This window comes from Pseudoduganella sp. RAF19, from assembly GCF_052114165.1.
Classification (GTDB): Bacteria; Pseudomonadota; Gammaproteobacteria; order Burkholderiales; family Burkholderiaceae_D; genus Rugamonas.
On sequence record NZ_JBFREF010000001.1, the window covers coordinates 908510 to 923026 of the forward strand.

Sequence of the window (14517 nt, forward strand, 5' to 3'; positions counted from 1 at the left end):
ATAATAAGCAGTAATGAGCAACAAAGAACAACATAACCCAGCCGAACGCGCCGCCTGGCTGACGTCGGAATTGAATCGCCATCTGCACGCCTACCACGTGCTCGATGCGCCCACCATTCCCGACGCGGAGTACGACAAGCTCTTCGCCGAGCTGCAGCAAATCGAGGCGGCCCACCCGGATCTGGTGGCGCCGGATTCGCCGACTTTCCGCGTCGGTGCTGTGCCGCTGGCCGAATTCGGCGCCGTGACGCATGCCGTGCCGATGCTGTCGCTGAATAACGGCTTCACGGAAGAAGACATCGAGAACTTCGACCGCCGCGTACGCGAGGGCCTGGACGAAGTGCAGGTCGAATACGCCACTGAAGTGAAATACGACGGTCTGGCGATCAACCTGCGCTACGAAGACGGCGTGTTCGTGCAGGCCGCCACGCGCGGCGATGGCTTCACCGGCGAGGACGTCAGCACCAATATCCGCACCATCAAGGCCATTCCGTTGCGCCTGAAGGGCAAGAATGTGCCTTCCGTGCTGGAAGTGCGCGGCGAAGTGCTGATGTTCAAGGCCGATTTTGCTGCCATGAACGCGCGGCAGCGCGAGCAGGGCCAGAAGGAATTCGTCAATCCACGTAACGCCGCAGCGGGCAGTCTGCGCCAGCTGGATTCGCGCATCACTGCACAGCGCAAACTGAGTTTCTTCGCCTACGGCATCGGCGAACTGATTGGCGCTGATATGCCGGAGTCGCACTCCGCATTGCTGGACTGGTATGAAGAACTTGGCTTGCCGGTATCGAGCGAGCGCGATGTAGTGCGCGGCAAGGATGGCCTGATGGGCTATTACGAGCGCATTGGCAAGGCGCGTCCTGCGCTGCCGTACGAAATCGACGGCGTGGTGTACAAGACCAATAACGTGGAAGACCAGCGCACGCTGGGTTTCGTTTCGCGTGCGCCGCGTTTTGCGCTGGCGCACAAATTCCCGGCCGAAGAGGCGCTGACCACCGTGCAGGCGATCGAAGTGCAGGTCGGCCGCACTGGCGCGATCACACCGGTGGCGCGTCTGCAGCCAGTGTTCGTGGGCGGCGTAACCGTCACCAATGCGACCCTGCACAATGAAGATGAAGTGCATCGCAAGGACGTGCGCGTTGGCGACACCGTGATCGTGCGCCGCGCGGGCGACGTGATTCCGGAAGTGCTGTCGGTAGTGCTGGAGCGCCGTCCATCGCCTGAACCGATGGCATGGTCGTTGCCGAAGACTTGCCCTGTGTGCGGCTCGCACGTGGTACGCGAGGCCGATGAAGCCGTGGCGCGCTGCTCCGGCGGCTTGTTCTGCTCTGCCCAGCGCAAGGAGGCGATCCGCCACTTCGCCGGCCGCCGCATGATGGACATCGAAGGTTTGGGCGACCGCTATATCGACAATCTGGTCGAATGCAACCTGGTGCACGGCGTGGCGGATCTCTACAAGCTGTCGCTGGAAGACCTGCTGAAGATGAAGCGCCTGGCTGACGAACGCGATGGCACCACGCCGGAAACGGTCGCACAGGGCAAGATCGCCACCAAATGGGCGGACAATCTGCTGGATGCGATCAAGGCCAGCAAGAACCCGCCGCTGGAACGCTTGCTGTTCGCGCTGGGCATTCGCCACGTTGGCGAATCGACCGCGAAGACGCTGGCGGACTGGCTGGGCAAGTTTGAACTGATCCGCAAATCGCCCGCCGCGCTGCTGCGCGTGCTGCCGGACATTGGTGGCACCGTCGCCGAGTCGATTGCCGACTTCTTCGCTGAGCCGAAGAACCAGGAAGCGATTGACGCGCTGCTGCAGCACGTCACGCCTGCTGGTGAACACGCACCGAAAGCGCAACTGCGTGAGAAGCTGGAACCGGTGAAGCTGCTGGCGGCCATGGATATTCCGAAGCTCACCGAGCCGCGCGCCAAACAGCTGCTGACGGATGGGATGACGCTGGGCGCGATTGCGCATCTCGGCGTGTTCAACGTCTTCGGTCTGCCCGCCAATGTCGCGGAGTCGCTGGAAGAATGGGTGCGCACGCCCGGCAACAAAGCGAAGCTCGAAGGCGTGGAAGACTTGCGGGCAGCGCTGCTGGCGCAATTGCCGGAAGTGGCTGAGTCGGAGGGGGCCATGAGCGGCAAGACTTTCGTGCTGACTGGTACGCTGCCGAATATGGGGCGCGATCAGGCGCAAGCGATGATTGAAGCGGCGGGCGGCAAAGTGTCCGGATCCGTGTCGAAAAAAACCTCGTACGTCGTGGCTGGCGCCGAAGCGGGCAGCAAGCTCGCCAAGGCGGAAGAGCTGGGCGTAACGATTCTTGATGAAGCGGGCTTGCTCGCACTGCTGAACGCCTGAGGAGGTTGAATGGCCGTCCGTGAAATCCTGAAGATGGGCGATCCGCGCCTGCTGCGCGTGTGCGATCCGGTGCGTGATTTCAATACGCCGGAACTGCATGCGCTGATCAAGGACATGTTCGATACGATGCACGACGCGAACGGCGCCGGCCTGGCCGCGCCGCAGATCGGCGTCAATCTGCAGCTGGTGATTTTTGGTTTCAAGTCCAACACCCGTTATCCGGACGCGCCGCAAGTACCGGAAACGGTGCTGATCAATCCCGTGCTGACGCCAATTGGCGAGGCAATGGACGACGCCTGGGAAGGCTGCCTTTCGGTGCATGGCCTGCGTGGTGTGGTGCCGCGTTTCACCCGTCTGCACTATGAGGGATTCGACCAGTTCGGCACCCGCATCGTGCGTGATGCGGAAGATTTCCACGCCCGCGTGGTCCAGCATGAAGTCGATCATCTCAACGGCATTCTGTATCCGATGCGTATCCGCGACTTCAGTAAATTCGGTTACACATCGGTGCTGTTCCCCGATCTCGATCCCAACGAGGACGATTAAGCAGGCCGTTGGCGCGGGCCAAATTCTGGCGTAATATCCGGGGCACGATTAATAACCTATAACTAATATGGACAAATCGACGCACAACGCCCCGGTGGAATTTACAATCCGTGGCATCGTCCTCGGTGTGCTGATTACCCTGGTCTTCACCGCCGCGCAGGTTTACCTTGGGCTGAAAGTCGGCCTGACTTTCGCCACCTCCATCCCCGCTGCCGTGATCTCGATGGCGCTGCTCAGCGCCTTCAAGGACGCGACCATCCAGGAAAACAACATCGTCCAGACGATTGCATCGGCGGCCGGCACGCTGGCGTCCGTGATCTTCGTGCTGCCTGGCCTGCTGATGATCGGCTGGTGGTCCAATATTCCATTCTGGCCGACCTTTGGCGCCTGCGCCGTGGGTGGTGTGCTGGGCGTGATGTACACCATGCCGCTGCGCCGTGCGCTGGTGTCGCAGTCCGATCTGCCTTATCCGGAAGGCGTTGCTGCCGCTGAAGTGCTGAAGGTCGGTACCGCCTCGCGCTCCGGCGCGCGTGAAGGCAAGGCTGGCCTGTGGGCTGTGATCTGGGGCTCGGTGGCTTCCGCATTCTTCGCTTTCCTGGCTGCCGCCAAGCTGATCGCGGCTGAGGTGGCGGCTTTCGTCCGCGTCGGCAATGGCGCGACCGGCATTGGCGCATCGAGCTCGCTGGCCCTGGTTGGCGCGGGTCACCTGATGGGTATTACCGTCGGCATGGCCATGCTGGTTGGCCTGGTGATCGCGTGGGGCGTTCTGGTCCCGTTGCTGACCAATATGAATCCTGCCGATTTGCCGATCGCCGATCTGGCCAATGGCGTATGGCGCAATCAGGTGCGCATGATGGGCGCCGGTACCATCGGCGCTGCGGCAATCGTTACGCTGTCCACGCTGGCCAAGCCGGTGATTGGCGGCCTGAAGTCGGCGCTGGAAGCGTCGCGCCGTGCCAAGTCCGGCGGCGGCGAAGTGCCGCGTGAAGATCAGGATCTGCCTATCTTTATCGTCGGCCTGGTGACGCTGGTTTCCATGGTGCCTGCGGGCTGGCTGCTGGCAAGCTTCCTGGAAGGCGGCCCGCTTGGCTCTATCGCCACGCCGCTGATTGCGGTTGGCGTTGCCTACATCCTCATCGCCGGCCTGCTGGCAGCGGCGGTGTGCGGTTATATGGCCGGCCTGATTGGCTCTTCGAATTCTCCTGTTTCCGGCCTGGCGATCCTGACCATTCTGGGGGCAGCAACGTCGGTCGGCATGGTTGGCCGTCACATCATGGGACCGGATACCGCCAATGCGCTGATCGCGTTTGCGCTGTTCGTCACCACCGTGGTGCTGGCCGTTGCGGTGATCGGTAACGACAACCTGCAAGATCTGAAGACCGGTCAGCTGGTTGGTGCTACGCCGTGGAAGCAGCAGGTAGCGCTGATCATCGGCGTGTTCGCCGGCGCCTGCGTGGTGCCGCCCGTGCTGGAGTTGCTGAACCATGCGAACGGCTTTGCCGGCGCACCCAACGCCAACGCCATCTCGGACCAGCCGCTGGCTGCGCCGCAAGCGACCCTGATTTCCACGCTGGCTAAAGGCGTGATCGGCGGCGACCTGAATTGGGCGCTGATCGGCTACGGTGCGCTGATCGGTCTGGCGCTGGTGGCGATCGACTTCACCTTGAAAGCCGTCAGCAACAAGAAATACAGCTGCCCACCGCTGGGCGTAGGCCTGGCGATCTACCTGCCGTCGGCAGTGACTTCGCCCGTGGTTGTAGGCGCCATTGCCGGCTGGCTGTTTGACCGCGCGATGAAAAACAAGAAGCATGGCGAAGCCGCTTCGCGTCTCGGCGTGCTGGTGATGTCCGGCTTTATCGTGGGCGAGAGCTTGTTCAACGTCGCTCTGGCTGGCCTGATTGTGCTGACCAATAAAGGCGAGCCGCTGGCAATTGCGACCGGGCTTGGTGAATCCGCAGGCATGATTATCGCCACTGCCGTTGGCGGTGCGATGGTGGTGGCCTTGTATCGCTGGTCCGCCAAATCGGCGCGCGCCATCGAGGCGTAAAGGGAGGAGGGCTCCTTGAATGCCCTCGATATTCTGCATAGCGCGGCAGCGGCACTGAGCCTGCTCGCCGCGGCTCCCTGGCGTCTGCTGCTGGCTACCGTGATCTTCATTGCGGTGTCGGAATCGCTGATGCTTGTTCCCCGTGTCGGCTTCCTCCTCAAATTCTGCGTTGCCAGCCTGTTGTCCGCGCAGATGCTGGTGATCTTCCGTGTCGCGGCCATGGGCGAGCCGCCCAAGATGCGTATCCTGCTGGACGCAATCTATCTGCCGCCGTCTTCCATGCTGGTACTGTTCGGCTGCGCCTTGCTGCCGTTCTTCGTCGGCCTCTCTTATTTTGCCCTGACCGGCCGCGCTGACGGTTTGCGCTTCTTCTTCGGAAATGTGTTCAAACACAAGCCGCCTGAATCGAAGCATTTCCTGGTCTTCAAACTGATCATGCTGTTTGGCGGCGTGCCATTTACCTATGTGGCGCCGGCTATGGTGCTGAAAGGCGATGTCGGCGGCAATGCGCTGGAGCAGGGGCTGATCGCGGCGCTGCTTTACTGGCCGTCGCTGCTGGCGATGTTGCTCGTTACGGCCGTCTTTGAAGCGGGCATGATGCGTCTGCCGCAAGCGCTTCCGCGCAAGATTGCCGCGGCATTCTCCCTTCCCTTGCTGGTGCTGTTCGTGGCGTACGTTTTTGCGTTTACCTATACACTAAGCGTTCGGGCATTCGGCTTGTAGACAGGAGCGAATCATGAATTCGACGCTGGGACAGGGCACGTGGAGCATGGGCGACGTAGCCGCGCATAAGGCGCAGGAAGTGCGCGCGCTGCAGCTGGGCATTGATCTGGGCATGACGGTGATCGATACCGCCGAGATGTATGCCGATGGCGGCGCTGAGAAAGTGGTGGGCGAAGCCATTGCAGGCCGCCGCAGCGAGGTGCAGGTGGTCAGCAAGGTGCTGCCCCAGAACGCCAGCCGCAAAGGCACGATCACAGCCTGCGAGCGCAGCCTGAAACGCATGAAGATCGACCACATCGACCTTTATCTGCTCCATTGGCAAGGCTCGCATCCGCTGCAGGACACGCTCGATGCTCTGGTGGAGCTGAAGCAGTCCGGCAAGATTCTTGAATTCGGCGTCAGTAATTTCGATACACACGATATGCGTAAGGCGGAGAGCCTGCGCGGCGGTGAGGGTATCGTTGCAAACCAGGTGCTCTACAACCTGCGCCGGCGCGGCGTGGAATGGGATTTGCTGCCATGGTGCCGCGAGCGCGACATCACGCTGATGGCCTATTCACCGCTCGAATCGGACCGCAAGGAACAGAAAGCCTTGCTGTCCAATCCCGCTCTGCTGTCGGTAGCCGAACACCACCGCGCCACACCAGCCCAGATTGCACTGGCCTGGCTGCTGCGCGATCCGGCTGTGCTGGCGATTCCTAAAGCATCCAGCGAGGCCCACGTGCGCGAAAACGCCGGTGCGCTGGCGATCTCGCTGCGGCAGGAAGACTTTGCCACGCTGGACAAAGCCTTCGCGCCGCCACGCCGCGCGACCCCGCTGGATATGCTGTAGATTTCAGAAGGCGTAGCTGGCGTACACCGCTGCGGTCGGAGAGGTTTTGCGAAACACGATGGGGCTCTTGGCCGCATCGCGCGTCAGACGGCTCACGCCCAGCATGCTGGTGACGGACCATTGCTGATTCAGGCGATGCTGCCACGATGTGCTGAACGTCGCCTCAAACACGCCTGCTTTCGCGGCAAACTCCTTGAAGCCTGAACGTGCGGACTGGCTGGCGGTGACGCCGTAGTATGTCTGCGCGTATTTTTTATCGGCGAAGTTTGCACCACCACTGACGGACACGTTATCAACCTGGTCGTTGAGCAGGGTATATGTCAGGCCCAGCGAGCTCCGGCTGCCGTTTTCGCGATGAGACAGCGGCACTTCAGTCTGCAGGCCCAGCACCAGCCCGTCCATGATGGTCAGGCCGGCGCCGAGTACCGCGGTGGCGCTGCCTTTGACCACGCCCATGCCTTTCAGCTTGTCGCTGCCCTGGCGGCCGCCGAAATTGACTTCCTCCTTGTCCGTGCGTTCGCCGCGGTAGGCGAGGGCGCCGTTCAACTGCAAACGTCCGAAGGTCTGGCCGTAGCCGAGGCCGCGCATGGTGCTGGCATAAAATCCGTTGGCCATCTGGTAGTCGATCGCCAGAACAGGCGCGGCCTGCATCTTGTCGGAGCCGGAGTAGCGGGATGTGGCGGCGATGCCGGCGCCCAGCGTCAGCACGTTATCATCCGCGGCGGCCAGGCCGCAGGCCAGCAGCAGGCCGGTGGCAATCAGGTTCTTTTTCATACATATACCTACAATGAGTTTTGGGAGCCGCCAGTATCTGGCCGCCAAATGAAGCTAACCTGATCCCTTCATGAAGATTGGATGAAGGCGGATCTTTAGCTTGTCTTCAGCTGACAGTGGTTTAATAGTGCCCATGAAAATCCTGCTTATTGAAGACGATCTCGATCTGGGCAATGGCGTGCGCCTGGCGCTTACCGGCCAGGGCATGGACGTGATCTGGGTGCGCCAGCTGGCCGACGCCGATGCGCAATTGGCCGGCGATGGCTGCGACCTTGTGTTGTTGGACCTGAACCTGCCCGATGGCGATGGCCTGCATTTGCTATCCCGCCTGCGCCGCGAGCGCCAGGCCTTGCCGGTGCTGAGCGCGCGCGATGCCCTGAACGACCGCCTGCGCGGCCTTGATTCCGGCGCGGACGATTATCTGGTCAAGCCTTTCGAGCTGGCCGAGCTGCTGTCCCGTGTGCGCGCGCTGGCGCGGCGCAGCTACGGCTTCGATGGCGAAACGGTCGAACTGCGCGGCATCGTACTGCACGTGCCGACGCGCCGCGTGACGGTGCAGGGCAAAAATGTGGATCTCACCGCCAGCGAATACACGCTGTTGAAAACCCTGCTGATCCGCGCCGACCGCGTCGTCACGCGCCGCAGCCTGGAGGAACTGGCCCTGCCGGGTGCGCAGGAAAACGCCAGCAACTCGCTGGACGTGCATATGGCGAATCTGCGCCGCAAGATCGGCGATGGCTATATCCGCACCGTGCGAGGCGTGGGCTACGTAATCGATCAGCAGGAGCCTGTCAAATGATCGGACGCTGGTGGTCGCTGGTCGCCGAGCCAAGCCTGATGCGGCGCCTGATGCTGGCGCAGATGCTGTTGCTGGCGCTGTTATGGGCAGTAACGGCGGCTTTCCTGATTTACGATTCCGCTCGCGACGAAGCAATTCTGAAGTTCGATACAGTGTACGACGCGTTTCTGACCGTGGCCGACAGCCTGGCGGATCAGCCGGCAAAGCGCGAAGAAGCGCTGGGCAAGTTGGATCGCACCATGCGCGAGAACGCAGGCCTGGACGGCGCCGCCGAGCTGGCGCCCACTTTTTACGTTCAGGACCGTAACGGGCAGGTCCTGTACCGTTCGCCCTTGCTGCCGCCTGGCGTTCACAACACGGTGCTCGACCGCATAGAAACCATGCAGCTGGACGGCCGCCGCTGGCGCGCGCGTACCGTGCAGGCGGCCCATAGCGGCACGCGCATGACAATGGTCACACCCGCCGATAGCGCCAATGTTTTCCTCACGCTGAACTCGCGCCGCTATCTGCTGCTGCCGCTGCTGATCAGCATTCCTTTCCTGCTCTTACCCGCATGGTTGTCCATCAGGATGGCATTGCGTCCTTGGCGCAGCGTGTCGCAGGAGGTGGCAGAGCGCGGGCCGCAGGATCTGCGTCCGCTGGCATTCACTGCGAAATACCGCGAGCTGAAAGGCATGGTGGATGCCATCAATGCGCTGATGCGCCGCGTCAGCGACAGCGCCCAGCGCGAGCGCGCCTTCATTGCCGACGCGGCGCACGAGCTGCGTACGCCGCTGGCGGCGATGCGCGTGAACGTGGAAGCCTTGCAGGTGCAGGAAGGCGATGCGCGCCAGCGCCAGCTGCTGGACGGCATCCTCAGCAGCGGTGCGCGTGCCACGCGCCTGGTGAGCCAGTTGCTGGGGTTGATGCGCAGCGATGCCACGGCCAGCGAGGAGGAGGAAGCGTTGTCCTTCGACGAATTGGTGCAGGAACGGATGGCGGTGTTGTCCGGCCTGGCCCACGCGCGCGGCATCGAGCTTGAGCTGAGCGGCGATTGTCAGCTGCGGATGAAAGGCCGCAAGGAGGGCCTGGTATCGCTGGTGGACAATCTGCTGGAGAATGCCATCAAGTACAGCCCCGAACACGGCACGGTGCACGTGAATCTGCGGCGGGAAGATACCAGCGTGGTGCTGCGCATTGCGGATCAGGGGCCGGGCATTGCGCCGGAGCTGCGCGAACGCGTATTCGACCGTTTCTTCCGCGATCCGCGCCAAACGCAAAGCGGCAGCGGGCTAGGCCTGGCCATTGCCCGTGCGGTAGCCGTGCAGCACGGCGGTGAAATCAGTCTGGATGCGGTGGATAGCGGCGCCGGTCTGCTGGTGACCGTGCGCCTGCCTTTGATCAGCGGGTGACGCGGGCGGTATTCAGACGGTCGAGCGCCTTGCGCAGGTCTTCCTGCGTATTGGGTGGCATGTTCATGAACTGGCAGCCGATCTGCACCTGATCGCCCAGCAGGAAGGAGCGGTAATGGCGCACCAGGCGGATATCCAGATCGCAAATGACCACGGTTTCCGGACCCAGTTCCAGACGCACGCGCTGCAGCTTGCGTCCCACATGCAGTCCGACCGCTTCGCGCGGGCTGCAGCGCATGCCGACGCCGCCAATGGCGAAATCGTACAGCTGCAGCTCATACGGCTTGCCGTTCAGGACGAAGGACGCGGTGTAATACACGCCCAACGGCGTTTCCATACGCGGCGCGCCACGGCGGTTCTGCACCTGGCAGCGTTCCGGGAATTGTGCGGGAATCAGGGTTGGCTGTTCCGGCAGGGCGTTCCAGTGCGGATCGTTCAGGCGGAACTGGAATTTTGCGTTATTCAGCCAGCAGACGAAGGTGCAGGCGCCGGGCGGCAGCGCGCCGCCTTCGTTTAACTCGATGATGAAATGCGGCAGTTCCGGATCGACGGAAAGGATGCGTGCCATCACCGGGTCAACACTCGAATCAGGGTAAATCGAGATGGCATCGCCGCGGGTTGCCAGCATGGCCAATGCGTCCGCGATATCGTCCGGGTTGGTGATATCGTGCGGCTGGACACCGCCGGACATCGGCTCAACGGCGTCGGACAAGCGGGGCGGACCTTTGCGGGTGTAGGTTGGCATTGGATCGTTCATGCGCGTACTTTACCGCGTTCACGCGGCGTTCGCTTGCCCAACAGCAAGAAAAAGTGCAATTCTGTTGTAAATTGTACTACTCAAAAGCGTTCTGTCGGCAAAAGGTAACGCCACTTTCCTGGCGGCAGTTCTCCCAGCTTAACCTTGCCAATTCGTACACGTTTCAAACCGATCACTTTCAACCCTACCATTTCGCACATGCGGCGGATCTGGCGCTTTTTGCCTTCGCGCAAAGTGAAGCTGAGCTGATCGTCGTTCTGCCAGCGCACCTTTGCAGGCAGCAGCGGTTTGCCATCCATCCACAGGCCGTGATTCAGCTTTTGTAAATCAGCGTCCGGCAAGCGGCCCGGCTTCGAATACTGTACGCGGACCAGGTATTCCTTGTCCACATTGGTGTCTTCACCGATCAGCTGTTTCGCCAACCGGCCATCCTGGGTCAGCACCAGCAGGCCGACGGAATCGATGTCCAGACGGCCGGCGGGCACCAGGCTGCGCAGCTGCTTGGGGTGGAAGATTTCGGGAGAAGTGTCTTCTTCCCAGTGATTTTCCTGGGTGACCAGAACCACGGCCGGTTTGTAGCCGTCTTCGGCCTGGCCGCTGACATAGCCCATCGGCTTGTTGATCAGGATCGTCACGCGCTTGGACTGCTCGGCGGCGGCCTGGCGTTCGACGGTAATTTTCTGGCTTGGGTAGACCTTCACGCCCAGTTCGGACACGACCTGGCCATCCACGCGCACCCAGCCCTTGGCGATCCATTCGTCGGCTTCACGGCGGGAGCACAGTCCCAGTTCGGACATGCGTTTGGAGAGGCGTAATAATTCTTCGGACATCAGACTTCTCAGACTTTCAATGCTTCGAGTAATTCGGTTTCAAGTTGCAGCTGCACGCGCTGATTTTGCAGGGGCGCGCCGTCGACGAGGAACACGTCCTCCACGCGTTCGCCCAGCGTCATGATCTTGGCGGTGTGCAGATTGATTTTGTATTTCGCGAGTACGTTCGCGATCGAGTACAGCAGGCCGGTACGGTCATTGGCTGCCACCGACAGCAGGTAGTACTGGCCTTTCTCGTCCGGCCGCAAATCCACCGTCGGCTGCAGCGGGAAGGTGCGCGACAGGCGCGACAGGCGGCCCTTGCTCGGCGCCTGCAGCGGCGCCTGCGATTCCAGCAGTTCGCACAGCTCATGTTCGATCAGGCTGATGATATCGCGGTAGCTCTTGGCGAAGCTTTGCTCGGTGACCAGGAAGGTGTCCAGCGCATAGCCATGCTTCGTGGTGTGGATCTTCGCATCCAGAATGCTGAAGTTCTTGCGGTCGAAGTAAGAGCAGATGCGCGCAAACAGGTCCGGCTGGTCCTTGATGTAGACGGCGATCTGCAAGCCTTCGCCAATCGGCGCAAGGCGGCATTTGACGACCGGCTTGTCGTTGTTCAGGCGATCCCATAGCGCGCGCGTCTGCCACGCGATGTCGCTGGCGTCGTGGCGCAGGAAGTAGGCGACGTCCAGCTGCTTCCACAGCGCTTCGTGCGCATCGGGAGGCAGACCGTAGAGGCGCAGCGTGGCCAGTGCTTCCTGCTGGCGGTTCTTCAGTTCGCGGTCGGCGGAATGCGGTTCGCCGCCCAGCACGCGCAGCGTCATTTTGTACAGGTCTTCCAGCAGCTTGGCCTTCCAGGCGTTCCACACTTTCGGGCTGGTGCCGCGAATGTCGGCCACGGTCAGCAGATACAGGCCGGTCAGGTGACGCTCATCGCGCACGGTGGCGGCGAAGGCTTTGATCACATCGGGATCGGACAAGTCCTGTTTCTGCGCGACCTGCGACATGGTCAGGTGGTGCTCGACCAGGAAGGCCACCAGTTCGGTTTCCTCCTCGTTCATGCCGTGCTCCTGGCAGAACTGGGTGGCATCGGCTACGCCCAGCTTGGAGTGGTCGCCGCCGCGGCCTTTGGCGATGTCGTGGAACAGCGCGGCCACGTACAGCAGCCAGTGCTGCGGATAGTTCGCCATCAGCTGGGAGCAGAAGGGATATTCGTGTGCGTGCTCCGTCATGGTGAAGCGGCGCATATTCCGCAGCACCATCATGATGTGCTGGTCCACCGTGTAGACGTGGAACAGGTCATGCTGCATCTGGCCCACGATCTTGCGGAAACTCGGCAGGTAGCGGCCCAGGATGGACAGCTCGTTCATGCGCCGCATATTGTGGATGATGCCTTGCGGCGCCTGCAGGATGCGCAGGAAGTAAGCCTTGTTCACCGGATCGGCGCGGAAGGCCGCATCGATCTTGAAGCGTTCGTGCCACAGGGCGCGCATGGTGCGGGCGGATAAGCCTTTCAGTGCGGGGCGCTCGGTCATCAGCACAAAGGCTTCCAGAATCGCCGACGGCGTCTTCTCGAAGACATCGTCGGCATTCATGTCGATGAAGCCATTCTCTTCGCTGAAGCGCTCGTTGATCGGCACCGGCTTCTCGTCGTGCGGGAAGAGATACGATTCGATGTTCTGGAGCAGAATGGTATTCAGCTGCACCACCGTTTTCGCCGCCCAGTAGTAGCGCTGCATCAGGTACTCGCTGGCGCGGCGCATGTGGACGCCGGCGCCGGTGGCTTTCAGGCCCAGCGTTTCAGCGACGGCGGTCTGCACGTCGAACACCAGGCGGTCTTCGCGGCGGCCGGCGACGAGGTGCAGGCGCACGCGGATGTCCTTGAAAGCACGCTCCTTTTCCATCAACTGGCGCGCTTCCGTTTGCGTGATCAGGCCGCGTACGGCGAGGGTGCGCCAGGAGTTGGCCAGACCGGCCGCTTTGGCCATCCACAGGATCACGTGCAGATCGCGCAGGCCGCCGGGGCTCTCCTTCACGTTCGGCTCAAGGCTGAAGGCGGTGTCCTCATACTTGGCGTGGCGCTGGCGCATTTCGATGGTCTTGGCCTCGAAGAAGGCGCGCGCGTCCATGGCCTCGTTATAGGCTTCCTGCAATTGGCCGAAGAGCACCATATTGCCGGTGATGAGGCGCGCTTCCAGCAGGCTGGTTTGCACCGTGATGTCGGCCTTCGATTCGGTGATGCATTCGGGGATGGTGCGAATGCTGTGGCCCACGTCCAGGCCCAGGTCCCACAGCATCTGGACGAATTCTTCCAGCCGGCCGCGCGTGCTCTGGTCCGGCGCTTCGTGCAGCAGGATCAGGACATCGACGTCCGAGTAAGGAAACAGCTCGCCGCGGCCGTAGCCGCCCACCGCGACCAGCGAAGCTTGCGGGGGCAGGGCGGCGTTTTCCCACGCCGAGATGAGGACATTGTCGACGCTCTGGCGCAAGCTGCGCAACAGCTTCTCCGGCTTGCCGTCCTCGTGGAAGGTGGCAATGATGCGCTGGCGGTCGGCCTTCAACCGCGACTTCAACGAGTCCCGGAGATCCTTCTTCATCGAGGCGTGGGGCATGCGGATTTACGCTGCTGCTTTTTGGGTGATGAAGGCCGGTGGCTGCGGGCTGCCTGCGGACAGGGTCAGCACTTCGTAGCCGGTGTCGGTCACGAGAATGGTGTGTTCCCATTGCGCGGACAAGCTGCGGTCCTTGGTCTTGATGGTCCAGCCATCCGGCATTTCCTTGATCTCGCGCTTGCCGGCGTTGATCATCGGTTCGATGGTAAAGATCATGCCTGCCTCCAGCTTGGGACCGGTACCCGGTTTGCCGTAGTGGAGGATCTGCGGTTCTTCGTGGAAGACCTTGCCGATGCCGTGGCCGCAGAACTCGCGCACGACGCTGTAGCCGGCTTTCTCGGCGTGCACCTGGATCGCGTGGCCGATGTCGCCCAGCGTGGCTCCCGGCTTTACTTGTTCGATGCCCAGCCACATGCACTCGTAAGTGATGTCGGACAGGCGCTTGGCCAGAATCGAGGGCGCGCCGATGAAGAACATGCGGCTGTTGTCGCCGTGGTAGCCGTCCTTGGTGATGACGGTGATATCGAGATTCACCACGTCGCCGTTCTTCAGCACCTTGTCACCCGGGATGCCGTGGCAGATCACGTCGTTCACGGACGTGCAGATCGCCTTTGGATACGGCGTGTAGCCGGGAGGGCAGTAGTTCAGCGGGGCAGGGACGGTGCCCTGTACGTTGACCATGTATTCATGGCACAGGCGATCCAGCTCGCCGGTGGTGACGCCGGCTTTGACGAATGGGGTAATGTAGTCGAGCACCTCGGAGCCGAGGCGGCCGGCCAGGCGCATGCCTTCGATGTCTTCGGTGGTTTTGATGGAAATGGTCATTTGATTCTGCAATCTTGTCTGGTGCACGCGGGGACGCGTTATCAGCAAG

The 14517-nt window shown here is 61.8% G+C and carries 12 protein-coding genes; 7 read left to right on the forward strand and 5 right to left on the reverse strand.

Going from position 1 to position 14517, the window contains the following annotated elements; genetic code table 11:
- Positions 1 to 13: 13 nt before the first annotated feature.
- The 5 genes from ligA (at position 14) to AB4Z19_RS04325 (ending at position 6501) form a co-directional block, all read left to right on the forward strand.
- The gene (ligA, locus tag AB4Z19_RS04305; protein WP_442034382.1) at positions 14 to 2353 is read left to right on the forward strand and encodes an NAD-dependent DNA ligase LigA; all 2340 of its coding nucleotides are present in this window, start codon (positions 14 to 16) and stop codon (positions 2351 to 2353) included.
- Between the two features lie 9 nt (positions 2354 to 2362).
- Positions 2363 to 2899 (forward strand): peptide deformylase, encoded by a 537-nt coding sequence (gene def / locus AB4Z19_RS04310; protein ID WP_442029510.1) that lies wholly within the window; start codon positions 2363 to 2365, stop codon positions 2897 to 2899.
- A gap of 67 nt (positions 2900 to 2966) precedes the next feature.
- A complete protein-coding gene (locus AB4Z19_RS04315) occupies positions 2967 to 4946 on the forward strand; it encodes an OPT family oligopeptide transporter (RefSeq protein ID WP_442034384.1) in 1980 nt (659 codons plus the stop codon).
- Between the two features lie 15 nt (positions 4947 to 4961).
- Entirely contained in the window at positions 4962 to 5669 is a 708-nt protein-coding gene (locus tag AB4Z19_RS04320) for a hypothetical protein (protein ID WP_442025781.1), read from the forward strand.
- Positions 5670 to 5682: 13 nt separating this feature from the next.
- Positions 5683 to 6501, forward strand: a complete 819-nt coding sequence (locus AB4Z19_RS04325) for an aldo/keto reductase (RefSeq protein ID WP_442025780.1) — start codon at positions 5683 to 5685, stop codon at positions 6499 to 6501.
- 3 nt (positions 6502 to 6504) lie between these two features.
- On the opposite strand, the gene AB4Z19_RS04330 is transcribed toward AB4Z19_RS04325, so the two are convergent.
- The gene (locus AB4Z19_RS04330) at positions 6505 to 7275 is read right to left on the reverse strand and encodes a MipA/OmpV family protein (protein WP_442025779.1); all 771 of its coding nucleotides are present in this window, start codon (positions 7273 to 7275) and stop codon (positions 6505 to 6507) included.
- 133 nt (positions 7276 to 7408) lie between these two features.
- Between AB4Z19_RS04330 and AB4Z19_RS04335 the strand changes: the two genes are divergently transcribed.
- Both AB4Z19_RS04335 and AB4Z19_RS04340 read left to right on the forward strand, forming a co-directional pair.
- Positions 7409 to 8074, forward strand: a complete 666-nt coding sequence (locus tag AB4Z19_RS04335; RefSeq protein WP_442025778.1) for a response regulator — start codon at positions 7409 to 7411, stop codon at positions 8072 to 8074.
- Entirely contained in the window at positions 8071 to 9465 is a 1395-nt protein-coding gene (locus AB4Z19_RS04340; protein ID WP_442025777.1) for a sensor histidine kinase, read from the forward strand. Before AB4Z19_RS04335 ends, AB4Z19_RS04340 begins: the two co-directional genes overlap by 4 nt.
- Here the strand turns inward: AB4Z19_RS04340 and AB4Z19_RS04345 are convergent.
- From AB4Z19_RS04345 to map, 4 genes are all read right to left on the reverse strand, one after another.
- Positions 9455 to 10222 carry a flagellar brake protein gene (locus AB4Z19_RS04345; protein ID WP_442025776.1) on the reverse strand — a complete coding sequence of 256 codons (768 nt, stop codon included), beginning with the start codon at positions 10220 to 10222 and terminating at the stop codon, positions 9455 to 9457. The genes AB4Z19_RS04340 and AB4Z19_RS04345 overlap by 11 nt on opposite strands.
- A gap of 80 nt (positions 10223 to 10302) precedes the next feature.
- Positions 10303 to 11052, reverse strand: coding sequence for a pseudouridine synthase (locus tag AB4Z19_RS04350; RefSeq protein WP_442025775.1), 750 nt, complete (start codon positions 11050 to 11052; stop codon positions 10303 to 10305).
- Positions 11053 to 11060: 8 nt separating this feature from the next.
- Positions 11061 to 13628 carry a [protein-PII] uridylyltransferase gene (locus AB4Z19_RS04355; protein WP_442034386.1) on the reverse strand — a complete coding sequence of 856 codons (2568 nt, stop codon included), beginning with the start codon at positions 13626 to 13628 and terminating at the stop codon, positions 11061 to 11063.
- Between the two features lie 21 nt (positions 13629 to 13649).
- Positions 13650 to 14516: a type I methionyl aminopeptidase gene (gene map, locus AB4Z19_RS04360; RefSeq protein ID WP_442028781.1), complete on the reverse strand. Its 867-nt coding sequence runs from the start codon at positions 14514 to 14516 to the stop codon at positions 13650 to 13652.
- Position 14517 lies beyond the last annotated feature (1 nt).